General features: G+C 63.7%; 17 protein-coding genes. 2 read left to right on the top strand and 15 right to left on the bottom strand.

Features of this window, described 5'->3' with window-relative positions:
• Positions 1 to 56 precede the first annotated feature (56 nt).
• Positions 57 to 1118 carry a phosphoenolpyruvate carboxykinase (ATP) gene (locus XpopCFBP1817_RS00620; protein ID WP_128415574.1) on the bottom strand — a complete coding sequence of 354 codons (1062 nt, stop codon included), beginning with the start codon at positions 1116 to 1118 and terminating at the stop codon, positions 57 to 59.
• 145 nt (positions 1119 to 1263) lie between these two features.
• Here XpopCFBP1817_RS00620 and XpopCFBP1817_RS00615 point away from each other — a divergent pair, with 145 nt between their 5' ends.
• Positions 1264 to 2817, top strand: a complete 1554-nt coding sequence (locus XpopCFBP1817_RS00615; protein WP_128415537.1) for a B12-binding domain-containing radical SAM protein — start codon at positions 1264 to 1266, stop codon at positions 2815 to 2817.
• A gap of 57 nt (positions 2818 to 2874) precedes the next feature.
• Positions 2875 to 4089: a nucleotidyltransferase family protein gene (locus XpopCFBP1817_RS00610; RefSeq protein ID WP_128415536.1), complete on the top strand. Its 1215-nt coding sequence runs from the start codon at positions 2875 to 2877 to the stop codon at positions 4087 to 4089.
• A gap of 152 nt (positions 4090 to 4241) precedes the next feature.
• Here the strand turns inward: XpopCFBP1817_RS00610 and XpopCFBP1817_RS00605 are convergent, their stop codons facing one another.
• From XpopCFBP1817_RS00605 to XpopCFBP1817_RS00540, 14 genes are all read right to left on the bottom strand, one after another.
• The gene (locus XpopCFBP1817_RS00605) at positions 4242 to 5354 is read right to left on the bottom strand and encodes a glycosyltransferase family 4 protein (protein WP_128415535.1); all 1113 of its coding nucleotides are present in this window, start codon (positions 5352 to 5354) and stop codon (positions 4242 to 4244) included.
• Positions 5351 to 6481, bottom strand: coding sequence for a glycosyltransferase family 4 protein (locus XpopCFBP1817_RS00600; RefSeq protein WP_128415534.1), 1131 nt, complete (start codon positions 6479 to 6481; stop codon positions 5351 to 5353). Before XpopCFBP1817_RS00600 ends, XpopCFBP1817_RS00605 begins: the two co-directional genes overlap by 4 nt.
• A gap of 136 nt (positions 6482 to 6617) precedes the next feature.
• Positions 6618 to 7316 (bottom strand): class I SAM-dependent methyltransferase, encoded by a 699-nt coding sequence (locus tag XpopCFBP1817_RS00595; RefSeq protein WP_128415533.1) that lies wholly within the window; start codon positions 7314 to 7316, stop codon positions 6618 to 6620.
• Positions 7313 to 8533 carry an amidohydrolase family protein gene (locus XpopCFBP1817_RS00590; RefSeq protein WP_128415532.1) on the bottom strand — a complete coding sequence of 407 codons (1221 nt, stop codon included), beginning with the start codon at positions 8531 to 8533 and terminating at the stop codon, positions 7313 to 7315. Before XpopCFBP1817_RS00590 ends, XpopCFBP1817_RS00595 begins: the two co-directional genes overlap by 4 nt.
• A gap of 12 nt (positions 8534 to 8545) precedes the next feature.
• The gene (locus XpopCFBP1817_RS00585) at positions 8546 to 9388 is read right to left on the bottom strand and encodes a class I SAM-dependent methyltransferase (protein WP_128415531.1); all 843 of its coding nucleotides are present in this window, start codon (positions 9386 to 9388) and stop codon (positions 8546 to 8548) included.
• Positions 9389 to 9545: 157 nt separating this feature from the next.
• Positions 9546 to 10397 carry a Wzz/FepE/Etk N-terminal domain-containing protein gene (locus tag XpopCFBP1817_RS00580; RefSeq protein WP_128415530.1) on the bottom strand — a complete coding sequence of 284 codons (852 nt, stop codon included), beginning with the start codon at positions 10395 to 10397 and terminating at the stop codon, positions 9546 to 9548.
• Positions 10398 to 10442: 45 nt separating this feature from the next.
• A complete protein-coding gene (locus XpopCFBP1817_RS00575) occupies positions 10443 to 11576 on the bottom strand; it encodes a hypothetical protein (protein WP_128415529.1) in 1134 nt (377 codons plus the stop codon).
• A complete protein-coding gene (locus XpopCFBP1817_RS00570) occupies positions 11573 to 12523 on the bottom strand; it encodes a glycosyltransferase (protein ID WP_128415528.1) in 951 nt (316 codons plus the stop codon). The genes XpopCFBP1817_RS00575 and XpopCFBP1817_RS00570 overlap by 4 nt, the downstream gene beginning before the upstream one ends.
• Positions 12520 to 13773, bottom strand: coding sequence for an O-antigen translocase (locus tag XpopCFBP1817_RS00565; protein WP_128415527.1), 1254 nt, complete (start codon positions 13771 to 13773; stop codon positions 12520 to 12522). The genes XpopCFBP1817_RS00570 and XpopCFBP1817_RS00565 overlap by 4 nt, the downstream gene beginning before the upstream one ends.
• The gene (locus XpopCFBP1817_RS00560; RefSeq protein WP_128415526.1) at positions 13770 to 14882 is read right to left on the bottom strand and encodes a DegT/DnrJ/EryC1/StrS family aminotransferase; all 1113 of its coding nucleotides are present in this window, start codon (positions 14880 to 14882) and stop codon (positions 13770 to 13772) included. The genes XpopCFBP1817_RS00565 and XpopCFBP1817_RS00560 overlap by 4 nt, the downstream gene beginning before the upstream one ends.
• Positions 14882 to 15814: a GNAT family N-acetyltransferase gene (locus XpopCFBP1817_RS00555; RefSeq protein WP_128415525.1), complete on the bottom strand. Its 933-nt coding sequence runs from the start codon at positions 15812 to 15814 to the stop codon at positions 14882 to 14884. Before XpopCFBP1817_RS00555 ends, XpopCFBP1817_RS00560 begins: the two co-directional genes overlap by 1 nt.
• Positions 15801 to 16754: a glycoside hydrolase family protein gene (locus tag XpopCFBP1817_RS00550; protein WP_128415524.1), complete on the bottom strand. Its 954-nt coding sequence runs from the start codon at positions 16752 to 16754 to the stop codon at positions 15801 to 15803. The genes XpopCFBP1817_RS00555 and XpopCFBP1817_RS00550 overlap by 14 nt, the downstream gene beginning before the upstream one ends.
• Before the next feature lie 4 nt (positions 16755 to 16758).
• Entirely contained in the window at positions 16759 to 17430 is a 672-nt protein-coding gene (locus XpopCFBP1817_RS00545; protein ID WP_128415523.1) for an acetyltransferase, read from the bottom strand.
• Positions 17427 to 17864 (bottom strand): sugar 3,4-ketoisomerase, encoded by a 438-nt coding sequence (locus tag XpopCFBP1817_RS00540; RefSeq protein ID WP_128415522.1) that lies wholly within the window; start codon positions 17862 to 17864, stop codon positions 17427 to 17429. Before XpopCFBP1817_RS00540 ends, XpopCFBP1817_RS00545 begins: the two co-directional genes overlap by 4 nt.
• Between the last annotated feature and the right edge of the window lie 6 nt (positions 17865 to 17870).

Raw genomic sequence — 17870 nt, 5'->3', positions numbered from 1 at the left:
CTTCGGCACGATGCTGGCCGCACGGGTCACGCCACGACGCACCGGCATCTGCGCCCTCATCGCAGCAGCTGCAGCAGTGCATCCACCGATGCCTGCGGATACGCGCCACGCCGCAGCGTGAACATGCCGATGCGCTGCACCTGTTCGACAAAACGCTGCCATGCCGGTTGGCCCGCAGCATACGGCTGATCGTGCGCCAGACGATCGGCAATGTGCTCGACGGGCGTTGGCACCAGACACTGCGCCGATGTGCTGGCCGGTGTGCTGGACAGCATCACCACTGCGCACAGCTGCAAAGGCGTGCGCGCAAGCCGTGCACGGCCATGGCGGATATCGATTTCGAACTTTTCCAAACCGCTGCGGCGGCGGATGGTCGGCGATGCGCTGATCCACGCGCGGGTGTCTGCATCGACCAGGCCAAGCGCGTCGGAGCGCAGATGCAGAAAGTTGGCAACGCCGGTGGTCAGCAGACTCTCCGGCGCAACGAACACGCCGTCTTCGGCGATGAAGTCCAGGCCATGTAGCAAACTATGCAATGCCAGCGTCGACTTGCCCGCACCGCTGGCGCCGAGCAACAGCACGCTGCGTCCGCGCCGGCCCACACAGGCACCGTGCAGCGGCACCAATCCCATCCCACGCGCAGCAAGCAGAAATACTGCAAATTCGATCAGCTCATAACGCACGTGATAAGCGTGCGCGAGCATGTCCTCGGAGACCACCAGCATGGCGCAGCGCTCGGGCACCGACAGCATCAGATAGTTGCAGGCATCCATGACGCCGCACAGCAAGCCACCGCTTGCATGCGTGCGCACCGGCGGCGGCTCTGCGCTCGACGGCGCCTGGCCACGCGACATCAGATCCAGCGTGATGTGGAATTCCGGCGCACCCGGCAAGCGATGCGCCGGCAGGCCTGCATAAGCGGCATCCACCAACGCCAGTAGTGCTTCGCTCTCGCTCTGGAAATGAAACAGCGCGCCGAGAATCTGCCGGCGCACAACCAAACGACGCACGCTGCGCTCGCCGAACGGGTCTGCCGCCGATATCGCATTGCTGGGCGCCGCCGAGCGTGCTGTATCGCTCACTGGCAGGAGTTGCGCCAACGCGGCCGAGTGCGGCATTCCTTCCATCCATTGCATCGATCTGCCGGTGTGTGTCGTTCGGCTAGCCAAAGGTTGCATCGCGGCACATGCACAACGCTTCGCACAGTGCGCATCGCAGCCCCGCAACCAAATGCACCTGCGTGCGCACCTACTGCCGAGCCGAATGCCGGTGTTTGCGCGCGCTGCCGCTGCGCGCACCTGGCGACAGAACGAGAGCCTTGTGCAGATGCTAAAGATCCAGGTCAGTCATTCGTATTTTCTGCGTTACGACCCAAAGCAGTGGGAACGCGGCAAGCCGTATCCGCCGTTGGCAACGCTGCAGATAGCGGCGTTACTGCGCGAGCGTGGCCATGCCTTGAGCCTGTTCGACGCGATGCTTGCCGACGATGTGCAGGACTACACCGGCGCGTTGCGCGAGGCGCATCCGGACCTGGTGGTCTTCTACGAAGACAACTTCAACTTCCTCACCAAAATGTGCCTGAGCCGCATGCGCGAAGCTGCCTGCCAGATGATTGGGCAGGCCCGCGCGGCAGGCTGTCGCGTGCTGGTGGCCGGATCGGATGCCTCCGACAACCCGGATGCGTTTCTGGCTGCTGGTGCGCACGCGGTACTGGTCGGCGAAGGCATCGCGCCACTGCTGGAACTGGTGGCGCGCGCTGAAGCAGATCCAACCATCGAGACAGAGGCCTGGCTCGCGGGCATTGCACGTATCGCCACCAGTCACTCTACCGAGGCACACGTCCACCGTGGCGCACAACCGCCGGACGCACGCCTGAGCGGCCTGCCTGCGTGGGACCTGGTCGACATGCCGCGCTATCAGCGCTTCTGGCAGCAACGGCACGGCTATTTCAGCTTGAACATGGCGGCCTCGCGCGGTTGCCCGTTCCGTTGCAACTGGTGCGCCAAACCGATCTGGGGCAATCACTACAAGCGCCGCGAGGCGGAAGACGTGGCTGCCGAAATGATCAATCTCAAGCGCAGCTTCCAGGCCGATCACATCTGGATGGCCGACGACATCTTCGGCTTCCATATCGATTGGGTGGAAGCCTTTGCACAGCGCTTGACCGATGCCGATGGTGCGATTCCCTTCACCATCCAGACCCGCGCCGATCTGGCCAGCGAGCGCATGGCCGCAGCGCTGGCGCGCGCCGGCTGCGCAGAGGCCTGGCTGGGTGCAGAAAGCGGCAGCCAGCGCATCCTGGACAAGATGACCAAGGGCACGCAGGTCGGCGAGGTGATCGCCGCACGTCAGCGCTTGGGTGCGCGCGGCATTCGCGTGGGTTTCTTCATTCAACTGGGTTATCTGGGCGAAGAGCTAGAGGACATCCTAGCCACGCGCGCGCTGGTAACGCAGGCCAACCCGGACATCATCGGGGTCAGCGTGTCATATCCCCTGCCCGGCACCAAGTTTTACGAAGAAGTGAAAAACCAGTTGGGCGGCAAGACGCATTGGCAGGACAGCGACGACCTGGCGATGATGTTCCATGGTGCTTACGATTCCGAGTTCTATCGCAGCGTGCGCGATCTGCTGCATACGCAAGTCGATCTGCAACAGGCACGCACCACGATGACGGCCGATGCGTTCGCGCAGGCATCGGAGCGGCTGGAAGCGCGTTGGTCCGCACTGATCGCATCGGAACGACAGCATCGCACCGAACCGCTGGTCAGCGTTGCAGCACGTCAACCGCGGCAGTTGGCGAGCGTGTTGGTCGGCTAGCGCGCAATACCTCGCAGCCTCTCCAAACATCACCTCGCCTTACCGGATCACACCCGCATGCAGCCTTCCCTTCGCACCATCAAGCACGGCCTGCGCACGGCCACCGAACGGCTGGCCCAGGAATTGGCACAGCCGGGAGAGCTGGTGCCGCAATGGGATCGGTTGCAATGGCAGCTGGCGGCAGCAGCGGCAGCAGCGCATGGCGTGTCGCCGCTGCTGCAGCGTCGCTCGCTGTGGCAGAACCCGGAATGGACCACGTTTCTCAGCGAGCAACGCCGCCATGTCGAAGATCTGCATCGGCGCATCGCGCTGCTGCTCACGCGCATCGATGCGGCGGCGCGCGATGCAGGCATCGCGTTGGTCGGCCTCAAAGGCACCGCACTGCATCGGCTTGGCGTGTATCTGCCCGGCGACCGCCCGATGGCCGATATCGATCTGCTCGTACAGCCGGGGGACGCACCAGCTGCAGCGGCACTGCTGTGCGAACTCGGTTACGTGGCCTCTTTCGAACAATGGAAGCATCAGGTGTTCAAGCCGATGCACGGCGAAGCGGTCGCGGGGTTGGGCGAGCATCGCGATGCGCCGATCACTATCGAGCTGCATACGCGTATCCAGGAACGCTTGCCGGTGAGCAGCGTGGAGATCACCGCACGCATCCTGCCAGAGCGTCAGCAGCCGGGCTTGAATCCTTACCCGTCCATCGGAGCGTTGATGTGTCACATGTTGCTGCATGCGGCCGGTGGCATCTGCCATCGCAGCATCCGGCTGATGCATCTGCACGATCTTGCGTTGCTTGCCACACGCATGGGGCAGCGCGATTGGGACCAATTGTGGAAAGACCCGAACGTGTCGCCGTGGTGGGCATTGCCGCCGCTACTGCTGTTGCAACGCTACTACCGCAGTGTGGTGCCGCCGGCAGTGATGGCGCGCCTGCAGGCCGACTGCCCGCGATTGTTGCGCATGCGTGCTGCCCGCCAAACCCTGACCACGGCTTCGTGCTCCAACCTGTGGTTGCCGGCGCTGCCCGGCATCGAATGGTCACGTTCGCTGAGCGAGGCGCGGCAGTATTTGCATAATCGCGTTGCGCCCTCGGCTGAGAGCCGCAAGGAACGCGCGGAGATGTTGCAGACCCAGTTGTGGCTTCAGGGACAGCCATGGGTGCGGCAGACCCAGGCGCGCCGATTGATGACACGCCTGACTCGACCGGTGCCACGCACCGACATGCTGTATGTGGTGCGTGCGGCGTTGGACGGATATTTGCAGCCGGTGTGAGGCTGCACGTGGTTTGCGCAACGTGCTGATACTTTCCAAGTGAGCACTGTTGCGATTTGCGTAGCGAGGTCTTGTAGCGGTATCGGTTGAGTCAAGACGCGATCGCGCGTAGTTGATGTAAGCAGCCTCTGTCCTACTCCGTGCACGCACACTCAGCGCAGCGGTCGCTGCTCGCACAATTGCAGGTAGATCGTTTCGAACAGACGCGTGGTCAATGCCGCGTCTTCACGTACCGCACGACACTGCGCCGCCCAGGCCAGGCGCAAGCGCAGCTCGTCGTCGGCCAGCACCTGACGAACGGCTTCTGCCAGCCCGGCCCAGTCGCCCGGCGGCACTGCCAATGCGCAGATCGGTGCCCACTCGACCAGATGCCCGACGGCCGTACCGACAGTTGGAACACCTGCGACTGCAGCTTCCAGCAGCACCAATGGCCCAGCCTCGTGCAGGGAGGACAGTACCAGCAGATCGGCCGATTGCATGATCGGGCGCAACTCACGCTGGGTCTTGAAACCCAAGAAACGTACCTGCTCGCTCAGGCCCAGCTGTTGCACCAGGCGATGCATGGCGCCATCCAGGGTATCGACGCCGACCATGTCAAGGGTGAAAGCGACATCGGCGCGTTGGAGCGCCGCCATCGCCTGCAGCAAGGTGGTCTGGTCCTTGACCGGGTTGAGGCTGGCCACGTGCAATAAACGTGCGATTGCGCCAGTGCGCGCGCGTGGCGCAGCGGGCGGCCAGACGCGCAGATCCACACCCAACGGCACGCGCTGCGCGCGGATGCCGAGTGCTTGCAGCGAATCGACGACGGGCGCGCTGGCGGCAGTGACGCAATCGGCCAGGCGCAGGATCACCGCTTCGCGCAGACGCCCACGCCACCGACGCCGGCCGCCGTAGCCGATGGCATGCAAGGCGACCAGCTCGCCACCGGCGATATGCACCACGCTTGGACATCGTAATCGTTTTGCAGCCGCCACGGCGATCAAGCTGCAGTCGCCGGAAAAAACCGCTTGAATGACGTCGAACGGTGCACGCCGATGTTCGTCACAAATGGCAGTGATTGCGCGCAGACGGGTGCGCTGTGCGCCAATGTTATGCACGGTGGCGCCGCGCAAGCTCCAGGTGCCCGGCATCGGCTCTTGATGCAGCACAAAGACATGCACCTGGTGATTGCGCGCCAGCCATTCGATCAGAGTCAAAAACACCGGGATCACACGCACTTCGCCGCTGCGGTCCACGCCGCCCGGTACGACCAAGGCCAGTTTCATGGTGTGCGCCCCGGCGCGGCGGCCAGTAATTGGGTGTAGGCGGTTGCCCAGCGTTGCCCCACTGCGGCGAAGGATAACCGTGCATCGAAATGCGCACGCACCTGCGTGCGAGTGGATCGCTGGCGGGAGACGCGCAACAACAATTCCGCCAAGGCCGAGGCATCGCCTACCGGCCATAACGCGCCGACCGCACTGGCATCGCTGAGCGCGCGGAAAGCAGGAATATCGGTCAATAGCGGCAAGGTGCCGCAGGCGTAGGCTTCCACTGCGGCATAACCGCAACTTTCCGCATGGCTGGCGGAGACGAACAGATCCGACGCACGCAGCAGTGTTTCCACGCGTGCATGCGCGACCTTGCCCAGCAGCTGCACGCAGCGCGCCAGCGACGGATCGTCGCGCAGGCGCTGTTGTACCTGTTCCATCAACGGTGCCTGGTCGAACACGCACCACAGCCGCAGCCCCGGCAGCACGCGTGCCGCCATAGCGATGGCATCGAACACGCACAGCGGATCCTTGGCCGCGCTCAGATGGCCGACCCACAACACACACGGGTCGCCATGCAGACGGGTGTGCTCGCGTGCCTGCAGGCGATCGCCTGGTGAGAAGCGGCTGCTGGATTCGGGAATCGCAAACAGCTGCGTTTTTGATCTGAACAAGCGCGCGCGCAGAAACGGCTGCGCCAGTTCCAGCGAGGTGAACGCGATGCCGGCAGCTGCTGCGTAGCGCGCCCGCCACACGATCCGGCGCCACCAGCGTGGCGGACGGTTGGCATGGTCCTGCAACAGGATTGGAATCTGCGGCAGCAGGCGCGCAAGCCGCCGCGCATCGCCGGCAAATTCCAGGCCGTGCACGTGGATCACATCGACGTCGATCTGCCGCAGCATTGCCGCGAGACTGCGAGCGCGCTGTTTGCTGCCACGCGCGTCCAGATCGACGAACTGGTAGTCCACGCCCTGGCGTGTGAGCCGAGTGTTCAGTGCGCAGGCCTGGATCACCGTCACACGGGATCCTGCGCTGGCCACCGCCTCGGCGATGTCGGCCAGCGAAGGCCATTGTGCGAAGACCTGTTCTACGCTGATGCCTTCGGGCGTTGGTACCAGATTGAGTTGCGCCACATGCAGGGTCATGAGGCGGACATCGACTGGCATGCAGCTTTTGCAATGCCGGTAGCGCACTCTTTCGCGCAGCGCACGGCGCTCAGGCTGCAGCGCTTGCAAGCCGCATACGTGCTGCAATCACGCATCGCAAGGAACACCGCATCACTCACGCGATGCGCCGCAGCCGCAGCACCAACGCAACCGGTACCTGCAACGCGGCCTGATCGAAACGTGCACCGGGCGGAATATCGGCCGGGTCCAACATCGGTTCGGCGACCGTTTCGATCGCCAGGCCCAGCGACGCGCATGCCGCATGCCACTGACTGTAGAGATGCTGCGTATGCCGCACTGCGTACTGCTGGCCGTCGGCCTTGAAATCGCGGCGCCAGCCCAGTGCATGGCCGATCGGATGCACGTCGCTGCACAGCACGATCCCGCCAACGCGGGTGACCCGATGCAGTTCTTGCAGCGCAGGCCAGAGCTGCTGCAGATGCCCGACCACCAGGGCGCAGACGCTGAGATCGGCGACTGCAGCAGGCAAGGGCAATGCGTCGAGACTGCCATGTTGCAGACGCACGCGTGCCGACGGCCAATCGCGGGAGAGCTCGGTGCCGGCACGTTGCAGCATCTGCGGCGACAGATCCACACCGGTGACATGCAGCGCACCCCGCTGTAATGCATGCAGCATGTAGCGACCACTGCCGCAGCCGGCGTCCAACACACGTTGTCCATGCAACGCGCCGGGCATCAACGCGAGCATGGCGCGTTCTTCGGCCAGCATCACCGGGTTGTGCGCGTGCGGCGGATACGCCTGTGCCCACAACGCATACGCTGCCCCCGGTTCGAGCGTTGGCACTGCAGTCACGACACAGCACCATTGGCTGCCATCGCAATAAATGGCGCGTGCGCTGCCTGCGGCACGCGCTGCAGACCGGGTTCCAGTGCCAGCACTGCCGGATCGGCCAGCGTGGCGTCGAGCAGTTTGGGGCGACCGTCCAGCAGCACAGGCACGGTCTGGATGCCGGCCGCCTCAAACCATTGTGCGAAATCCGGGTCGGCAATGCGCGGGGCGCCATCGCGTATCACCGCGCGCAGGTCGCTACGTTCGCAACCGACAACGCTGGTAGAAGGATCGCCACCGCGATCGCGCACGATCACCAGGTCTGCGTTAGCGCCTGGGGCGATGCAGCCGCGTGCTTTCATGCGCAGGATGCACGCGGATTGATGGGTGACCATGCCAAGCAACAGATCCGGTGCGAGCCCGCTGCCGGCGGCACTACGCAGTTCTTCCAGCAGGTCGCGCGCACCGCTGATGCGCGAATCGCTGCCCAGTGCCAGCCGCCCGGCCATGCACAAGCGCCATGGATCGAGCGTGCGGCCTAGCAGCGCAAGATTGCTTGAAGGACACCACACCACCGCCGCACCGCGTGCGATCACCCGTTCGATGTCGGCTTCGCCCATGCCCACGCCGTGGATCAGCACGCTATTGGAGGCCAGGCAGCCGAGCCGATCCAGTTCGTCCAGTTCGGCAGCCGCCACCGCATCGGTGCCTTCGGCCAGATGGATCATCCAGGGATGCTCGGGCGCGGTGGCGGCAAAACTGCCTTGTACCGGTGGGCCATAGCCGGTCCAGCCCACCGCGTAGCTCCAGCCGAATTCACGCAGCAGGCCGACCGGAAAATTGGCCTCGTCCAACGTGGCGTGCCAAGGGTCGTGCTGCGCCACGCAGGTGACGCCGGCGAGCAGATTCTTAAAGCCGCCGTGACGCAAGCGCACCGCCTTGGGCACGCGCAATGCGGCAGCCACATCGGGATGCTGAAAATGCGCCTGAAACGCCTCGATCCACGCGTAGCTGTTGGGGAACGGTGCGCCTTGCGGCAGCGGCGGCACGCAGTTGACCTGCAGATGATCGTGCGCGTTGATCAAGCCCGGCGCCAGCACATGGGCCTGCAAATCCAAACGCAAGCTGCCGGTGCCGAGCGTGCCGCCGAAGCGGCCCGCGCGCACCATCACTGCGGCGCGCGAGGGGCCTGTCAAGGTGATCGAGCGCGCGCCCTGCAAACAGACATCGGCCATGGACATCGGCATCTCCACTCAGCGCTTGCGCATCACGATCAGGAAGTGGTCGCCCATGTCGCGCAGCAGCGGCAGCCCGCCCAAACGGTCGTCGCACCAGCCCAATTTTGCGGACAGACGCCGATAGCGCTCGCAGAACTCCACCAAGTACGGCGGCGGCAAGAACAGGCTCAAGGCGCGATAGCTGTCCAGTACGAATTGCTTGCTGAAGGCGCGGTAGAACTCGCGTGGCAGGTGGTACCAGGTCCAGATGGTGTGGCCGTTCATGCCCACCGCCGTGACCCCGCGCGCAGCCCGCACCGCTGCGCGCTTGAAGCGCCCGCGCACCGTGTAATGGCCGATTTCCCAAGGGCAGATGCGCCCGATCACCGAAAACACCAGGCAGCCATCGGCGCGCAGCAGACGCGCGCATTCGGTGGCCACCGCAGGCAGATCCGGCGCACAATTGAGTGGGCCGAAGTTGGAGTACATGCCGTCGAAAGTGCCCTCCAGCTGATCGAGCTGCTGGATGCCCAGGTGCGCGGCGGTCAACCGTTCCTCCAGGCCCTGCGTGGCGGCCCGATGGCGGGTGCGTTCGACCATCGCCGGCGACCAGTCGGTGGCCAGCACGCTGTAACCGCGGCGTGCGAATTCGCCGGCATCCAGACCAGTGCCGCAGCCAAGATCCACCAACCGCGACCCAACCGGCAGCTCGGCCGCGACCGTGTCCCACAGCGTGGTACGCATGCGCTGGATCAGCGCGTTATTGCCGCGCGGGCCGTCGTAGTCCGGGGCGACGCTATCGAACGCACGTTGCGTCTCAAGCAACCGCTCCGGGGCCACAGTGCCACCACGCGCCGCATGCTCATTGACCACCGACATGCGCAGCCTCCCCCACCAGTCCAGCTGTTCTCACGACACTCTCCAGACGCGACATCGCCAACGCGGTATCACTTGATTGACCCGTGAGTGCCACGCGCAGCGGCTTTGGTTGCAGTCTGGTGAGCGATGTCCAACCTGCAACCCGTTGCCGTTGAGATCAGGCGGCAGAATGCCCGACGGCAACCGCGCGACGCCGCCACGCATCGCGTAACACCGCCGCAAGCACGCCCAACCCGGCGCCAGCGAGCAAACCAGCAGCCCAGGCCGAGATCGCATTCGGAAACGCCTGGCGATCGGGCACATACAGCGGCCACGCCAGCGACGTCTGGTAGGTGTATCGCGTGGTGAGGCGGGCGATGAGATCGTCGCGCTCGGCTTTCAACGCGCGGATGGTGGTGTCGCTGTCGCTCAGCAACACACCAGCCAGTACCTGCGCAGGCGTGGCCGCTGCGGCACCCTGCCCGGCCTGCAATTGCTGCTGCAACTGCGCCCGGTTGCTGACTGCCGCGCGCAGATCTTCATTCAAGCCTTGCAAGCGCGTGCGTGCCTGCTCAAGCGCCACTGCATTGGTCACGCCGTGCAGCGTCTGCAGTTCGGTCACGGTGGTCGTCGCCAACTTGCGTGCCTGCTCCGATGATTCGGCGCGAATGACCACCCCGATCAGATTCGCGTACGGGTCCGGATCCGGCTTGAGGCTGCCGCGATACAACTGCGCAGCGCGGCTTTTGAGCGGCACACCAGCCTTGCGCAGCACCGCATCCTGAAACAGCCGCGTCTTCATGCGATCGATCACGCGCTGGAACGGCTCGACCTTGGGGTCACGTCCGGCCGGCGTTGGGCCGATTTCGCCGACCTGGATCCAGGCGGTGGCCTCCCACTGTGGTTTGGCCAGCCGGGTGAAGGCAAACGTCAGGCAAAGGACAACCACCAGAGCGGCCAGCGCCCAACGCCATTGGCGGCGCAGGATGCGCCAGAGATCGATCAGATAGATGTCGTCGTGTTGATTCATGGTGCACCGGCTCTGGAACGTGGTGAAAACGAAGCTGCCGCGCAATTACGCAGCAGCGGTAGGTGACCCATGACGGCTGGGCAACAACACCGTGCAGGCGTGCAACACCAGGCACAGCGCGATGAAGCCGAAGTTGGTCCAGGTGAAGGCCTGCGGCGCGAACGGCGCCATCAGGCAGGCATAGGCGATGCGCAGGAAGATCAGCACATGGAAGATCGACAACGAGGTGTTGAGCAGGCGCACGCTCCACACCAGGCCCGCATACAACGCCAGCAGCGCCATCAACGCGCCCGGCGCGCCGCAGGCCATCAGGAACGGAAAGAATTCCGTGCCCACATTGATGTTGGGCGCATCCAGCGGAATGCTGGTGCCGGCGGTGGCAATCGACCCACTGAACGGCACCAATTGATTGACCAGAAAACTGGCGTTGACGTAGCCCTTGGCCAGGATCGCGCCGAAGTTGTACGGCCCGGCACTGATGTACAGCAGCAGCCACTGCACGCCCTGCGGCATCGCGCGGTAGAACGCACTGAACGGCAAGGCGACCGTGGCCAGCGAGCCAGAACGCAACGCGCCCAGGATGGAAAACACCCCGCCACCGGCCAGCACCAGCAAGCCGATGGTCTTCCACGGCAAGCGGCGCGCAGGATCGCGGCGCAACAGCATCACCAGCACGAACGAAAACAGCCCGGCGAAGATGCGATTGCGGTCGATCACCACAATCGGGAACACAAACCCCAGCGTCACCATCGCCGCGCGCAGACCGCGATGGCGCACGCATAGCAGCGCGATCGGCGGCAGGATCCAGCACATGTTGGAGATGTGCCGTACGTGCGAGCGCAACGGGCTCAAGGTGGCATACGAGGATGGGTCGCTGAACAACGGAATCGGAAACAACCCCACATCCACGATACAGAACACCGTCACTACCGCCGCCAACGTCATCACCACGAATGCATCGCGGGTGCCGGCGTAGCGGTAGTTGCCAAAGCGCTCCACTGCAGGTAGATGGGTGCGTAGCACGGCATCCAGTACAAACGTCGCAGCGGCGGCGACAGCCAGCAGCGCGATACCGTCCGGATAGCCGCCGGGCAGCGTGTAGGTCAGCAGCGTCAGCGCACAGCTGAGCAACATCGGCAGTGCCAGATAAGTCGCCGGCCGGCGCAACAGCGTGTTCATAAAGGCTCCACCGCACTGCGTGTGTGCCTGGGCCGCCACCTGGCTGGCAACGACAACCAGGCATAGGCGAGCAAGTGGCCGATCACCGCATGTGGCCGGCGCTGCAAAAATGCGACCTTGGCAGCGATATAACGCGATTGCGCGCGCAGCAACGTGCGCTCGGGCTCATCGAACGACTTCGCACAACGCAGCGCCACTTGACGCGACTCGCGCAAGTTGGCAATCCGTGCGCGTACGTTCGCGGTCTTACTGAGATTGTTACCATGCAAGCGGTACGCACAGACCGGCACGTCGACGAAACCCAGTGCATTGCGCGCCGCCAGGCGCAGGAAAAAGTCCCAGTCTTCGATCCGCAGCGATTCGTCCCAGCCGGTGTGCACATCGAAGGCACTACGGCGTAGAAACGCCACTGCACCACTGACCGCCCACTGCTGGATCACCGCACGGCGGATGCCGGACTCGGAACGGTACACACCGGTATCCACTCGATGCAGGTCGCGCATGGCACTGCCGTATAGCAATTTTCCATGCTGATCGACCACGCAGGCATCGCCGATCACTGCCATTTTTTGCGGATGTGCGCGCAGGTAACGCACCTGCGCATCCAACCCACCGGCCAACAGATAATCATCGCTTGCGCCAAGCCGCAGGTAGTCGCCATGCGCACGCAAGGCCAGCTCATTGAGCGTGGCCGCCACGCCGCGATTGTCGCGTTGTACGAACTGCACAGGCAGCCGATGTCCATGGGTAGCAATCCACTGCGCGATCTTTTCGCCAGTAGCGTCGCTGGAGCCGTCGTCGATAATGACGATCTCCTTGCACGGATACGGGTCTTCCAACACGCTATCCAGACAACGCTGCACGAAACCTGCATGGTTGAAGGCCGGAATCAACACCGACACCAACGGCCAACTCGCACGTCCGGCGGGTTGCGTGTGATCGCTCATGCCGTGAGCACCAGATAACGACGCACCACCACGAGATTGAACAGCAGATACAGCACGTAGTTGGCGACAAAGGCATACATCGCTCCGACCAGCCCGAACTGCGCAGTGAACAGATACACCAGCGCCAGATAGCTGGCGGCGAACACGCATTCGGAAATCACGAACAACCGCGTCATGGCCTTGGCCAGCATCACGTACGACAGCACGAACGCGGCGATCTTGATGACATCGCCCAACAACTGCGGGCCATATAGCGGTGCTGCAGCAGCGAATCGCACATCGAATAGCAGCCAGGTGACCTGATCGCGGCACGCGTAGACGCCCAACGCCATCACGATCACGGCCGGCATCACATAGCGATACGCGGCCCGCAACTCACGCCCGAGCGCTGCGCGCTCGTGCAAGGACGCCAGCTTTGGCAGGTAATACACGTTGATGGCGGTGGTGAAGAACAACAGATACGCATCCGACACCCGGCTGACCGCCTGCCAGTAACCGACCTGCTGCCATCCGAACTGCAACGCCAGATGGTCGCGTACCAAAATAGCCACCAACTGCGGCAGCAACGTGGCGGTCAACGTCATTACCGAGAATGCGGCGAGCTTGCGCGTCATCGGCGCATCGAAGCGCAGGCGCAACATCTCGCGTTGGAAATACGGGCTGCGTCGCAGTGCCGGCACGCCGGCCAGCAACCACAGCACCTGGCCCAACACAAGCGCCAGCAACGCGCCTTGCAGCTGCGCCCGGCTGGATAGCCATGCCACCAGGGCAACGCTCAACACCGCGCCACTGACCTGCACAAACGCCAGACGACGAACATCCATAAAACCGTTGATCACCGCCAGAATGTAATTGACCAAAGCAATGCCCAACTGCGCGATCGCCAGCACGCAGATCAGCGGCCGATACGCCGCATCGCCCAACAGGCGCTCGGCGATCACGCCACTGAACACCACTGCCAGCACCGCTATCACGCAGGCGGCGCAGAACGCGTACCAGAGCGCCGCGCCGAGCAGACGTACGAGCGCCGCCGAATCGTCGCGATACTCGGCCACGTACTTGACGATGCCGGCGCTGATACCGCCGCCCGCCAATACCGCCAGCACCGACATCAGATTGAGAAACTGGCCCAAGCGGCCGACACCTTGCGGGCCGGCGTACACCGCCACCAACTTGACCACCACCAGCGCAGCCAGCAGCTTGGCCAGCGTCGCAACGCCGGTGTACGCGCTGCTGCGCATGAGATTCATGCAGTGGTGCCGAACATTTGGCATGCGGCAATCACGCGCTCCACCGACGCGTCGTCCAGTGCGGGACCCATCGGCAGACTCAGCACTTCGCGATGCAACCGCTCGCTCACTGGCAGGCAGGCATCGCCCAATGGGGTGTATGCCGGCTGCCGATGTGGCGGTACCGGGTAATGGATCTGGGTGTGGATGCCCAGCCGCAGCAAATGGGCCTGCAAGGCATCGCGCTGCGGGCTGCGCACCACGAACAGATGCCAGACATGCTGCTCCTCAGAGATCACAGTGGGCAGCGTGATCAGCGGACGCTCGATGCCCTGCAGATAGCGCTGCGCCACCGCACGCCGACGCGCGATCTCGCCCTCCAGATAGCGCAGCTTGACCCGCAAGAACGCGGCTTGCATTTCGTCCAGCCGCGAATTCACGCCCTGGCAGGTGTGGTGATATTTCACTTCCGAGCCATAATTGCGCAGCGCGCGAACACGCTCGGCCAGGCGCGGATCCGAGGTCACCACCGCACCGCCGTCGCCCAGTGCGCCCAGGTTCTTGGTCGGAAAGAAACTAAACGCCGCCGCATCGCCGAAGGCACCGGCACGTCGCCCATGTGCACGTGCGCCATGCGCTTGCGCCGCATCTTCGATCAGCAGCAGCCCGTAGCGGTGGGCAAGCGTTTGCAATGCGGCCATGTCGGCCAGCTGCCCGTACAGATGCACTGCCATGATGGCGCGCGTGCGTGGCCCGATCGCCTTCTCCACACTGACCGGGTCCATGTTGAAGGTCAGCGGATCCGGCTCCACCGGCACCAGCACCAACTGGTTCTGGCTGATTGCCAGAAAGCTCGCAATGAAGGTGTTGGCGGGCACGATGATCTCGTCGCCCTCGCGCAGCACGCCCAGCTCGCGATAGCCGCGCAGGATCAGCGACAACGCATCCAGTCCATTCCCCACACCCACTGCATGCGCGGCGCCGCAGTAGCTGGCGAATTCTTCTTCGAATGCAGCCAGCTCCTGCCCGAGCACATACCAGCCGGTATCGATCACGCGCGCGGCAGCAACTTTCAATTCATCCGCGTAGCGCGCATTGACTGCACGCAAATCCAGAAACGGCACATCCATTACAAGGTCCACCGATAGAAATCCTGCACCACGGCACGCGCGCCGAAGCGCTCCTTTTGTTCGACCAGCCCATCATTGAGCACCTGCCCGCCCTCCTCGGTGGAGATGCCGAAGCTGAAGTAATGGCGCTGCGCATACACCTGCGTGATCAGCTCGGCCAGCAGCAAGCTCAGTGCATCCAACTGGCGACCCTGCTCGGACACCGCCAGGTACTGGGTGTGCACGCTGCGACCGAAATCCAACACCAGTGCTGCGGCCACTAGCTGACCCTGCGCGCGCGCTTCATGCAGCACAATTTGCTGAGGAAACCGGCCTTGCAGCAGTTGCAGCTCGTCCAGCCGATGGGTTGGCGCCACACCGTGCCGTTGCAGCACCTGGGTCAGCAAGGCATGAAAGGCATCGAGCTGCGTGCCGAGCTGGATCTGCACACCGGCTTTGCGCGCCTTGACCAGCGAACGCCGACGCTCGGCACTGAACGCGAACGGCTCGCGCAGCGCGATCACCGATGACAGGTCGCGCCGGTACAGCTGCGCACCCAAGCGATGCAAGGCATACAGATCTTCTTCGGCCGGATACGCGTGAAACACGTGCGGCACCGGCTTGTACACGATCTCGCGCACATCACTTGCGCGATAGTGCGCAGCAATCTGTTCAAACACCTGCAAGGTGGCGCCAGCGCGCAATGCCATCGACGACAGCAACCCTGCATAAGTCAGGCCGGCATGGCTGCTGACGCAATCGCCTTGCACGCTTGCCGGGAACACCGCCACCACCTCGCCACCGCGCTCGACCAACAACGACGCATCCACGAAGCGGTCGGCGTGATAGTCCATATAGCCACGCCGATGCAACAGGTTGCCATTGCGCGAGGACGCCACCAACGCGTCCCACGCAGGCGCATCGCTAGCAACATACGGCCTAACCGAAAACATGGCGCCCGTGCAGGTCCACCGGCAGCGCGGCGTCGGCCAGGCCAAAGCCGGCCTGCCCCATCGCATTGCCGTTGTAGAACATCAACACGCGATCATGCTGCTGGATCAACGCCGGGTAGCACAGCGTCTGCGCATCCCAACCGTGTTCGGACAGCTGCAGCCCCAACTGACTGTCATCGCGCTCCCACTGCACACCATCGCCACTGAATGCAATGCCTGGGAAGTAACCACCATGCGTATCGCCGCGGGTGAAATACATCAGATAGCGATCGCCCAGGCGATACACGCGCGGACGCCCGATGCGGTATTCGTCATCGCGCGGACGTAGGCACACCACGTCATCGGTGGGGATGCTGCGCAGATCGTCGGTTTCCGCGTAACGGATGTGATAACGCGGATACGGCTGGCCGTCGATGATTTCCCAATCGTCGCCCACCGCGTACCACAATCGCCAACGGCCATCTTCATAGCGGGCCGAATGCACCGCGGCAATCGTGCTGCGGCCGGGGGCGCGATCCAGCAGCGGCGTGTCCTGCCGGCGCTGAAAACTGTCGCCACCATCGCTGGATACCGCAAGCCCGGTGAAAGCAAGGAACTTGGCCTTGGCCACACGCTGAAAGCCGACATAGAACATGTACAAGCCATCCGGCCCGGCCACGACATCGCCCAGAATCATGCCGTTATCGTCGAAGCACCCATCGCGGCCGATCTCCAGCACCGGCTGCTCGCTGACACGCACGATCTGGGTCGGCGCATCGGCGCGCACGTCCACATAGCCGATCCGGCTCACGCCCTGTGCATCGCGAAAACACGCATAGACGCGCAGCACCTGCGCAGACAAGCGGTGCGGCGTCGGCGTCAGTGCGGCATGCTGCATCCAGCCGCCTACACCATCGCGCGCGACATCGAACACCAGGCCCCGCTTGGTCCAGGCAAACATGCCGTTAGAGCTCCACGTCGAAGCTGGACCTGCCCGCTACCGCACGCGCTGGCGAGCCCACATACACGCGCTGCGCTTCGGTATGCCGGGTGACCAACGCGCCGGCGCCAATGATGTTGTCTGCGGCAATGAGCACCTTGTCGCTGAGCGTGGCATTGACCCCGATGAAGCTGCCGCGCCCGATCTCGCAATAGCCGGAAATCACCGCATGCGAAGCGATGAACACGTTGTCCTGCACCACGGTGCGGTGGCCGATATGGTTGCCGCTCCACAGGATGCAGTTGTCGCCGATGCGGGTGAACGGCTGGATGACGTTGCCTTCGAAGATGAAACAGTTGACGCCGATCTGCGCATTTCGCCAGACGAACGCGCGCGAGCTGACATAACTGGCGCAGCGATAACCGCGGCGCACCACATCGTCAAAAAAACGCGTACGCAGGCGGTTGAGCTGCGTGGCTGGAATCGCCACGAAGACCTCGTACTGCTCGGGCGGATAGCGCTGTTCGAGTTCTTCGAAGGCCACCACCGGCAGCTCGGCCAGCGTGGGCTGCAGCAGGAAGTCGCGCTCCACACTGAAGGCGACAACGCTGTAATCGCTGTCATGCTGGAAATACTCGCAGGCGACCTGCGCAAACTCGCCGTCCCCGATGATCACCAATGGCTTATGCGTGCTCATGCTTCCAGCCTGTATGCGTCGAGGCGACGTTCGCCGCGCACTTCGCTCACAAATTCGTCGTAATCCAGAATGTAATCGGCCGGGTCGTAGAACTGGTCGGCCAGCACCATCAACACGCAGTCGGGGCTGAAGCGATACAGATCGCGCCACACCATGCGGCCGAGCAGCAGGCCTTGCGAGGGGTCGTCCAGCACCACTTCCTCCTGGCTATTGCCGTCGCCTTTGTCCAGCAGAATCGTCACCGAGCCATGCAGGGCGACAGCGAGCTGATTAAGCTGGCGATGCGCATGCTGGCCGCGATGCACGCCATCTCGGGTGCCGAACAGGTAATACACGCGACGTATTTCGAACGGCACATTGCGCTGCTGCTCCAACGAGATGAGCAGACCGCGATCGTCACCGTGGGTGTGCAACTGGATGCGTTCGATGGCCATGATTCG

The sequence above is a fragment of the Xanthomonas populi genome, assembly GCF_002940065.1.
GTDB classification, from domain to species: Bacteria; Pseudomonadota; Gammaproteobacteria; order Xanthomonadales; family Xanthomonadaceae; genus Xanthomonas; species Xanthomonas populi.
The sequence above is the reverse complement of the archived record's forward strand: the minus strand, read 5'-3'. Positions and strand labels throughout refer to the sequence as shown.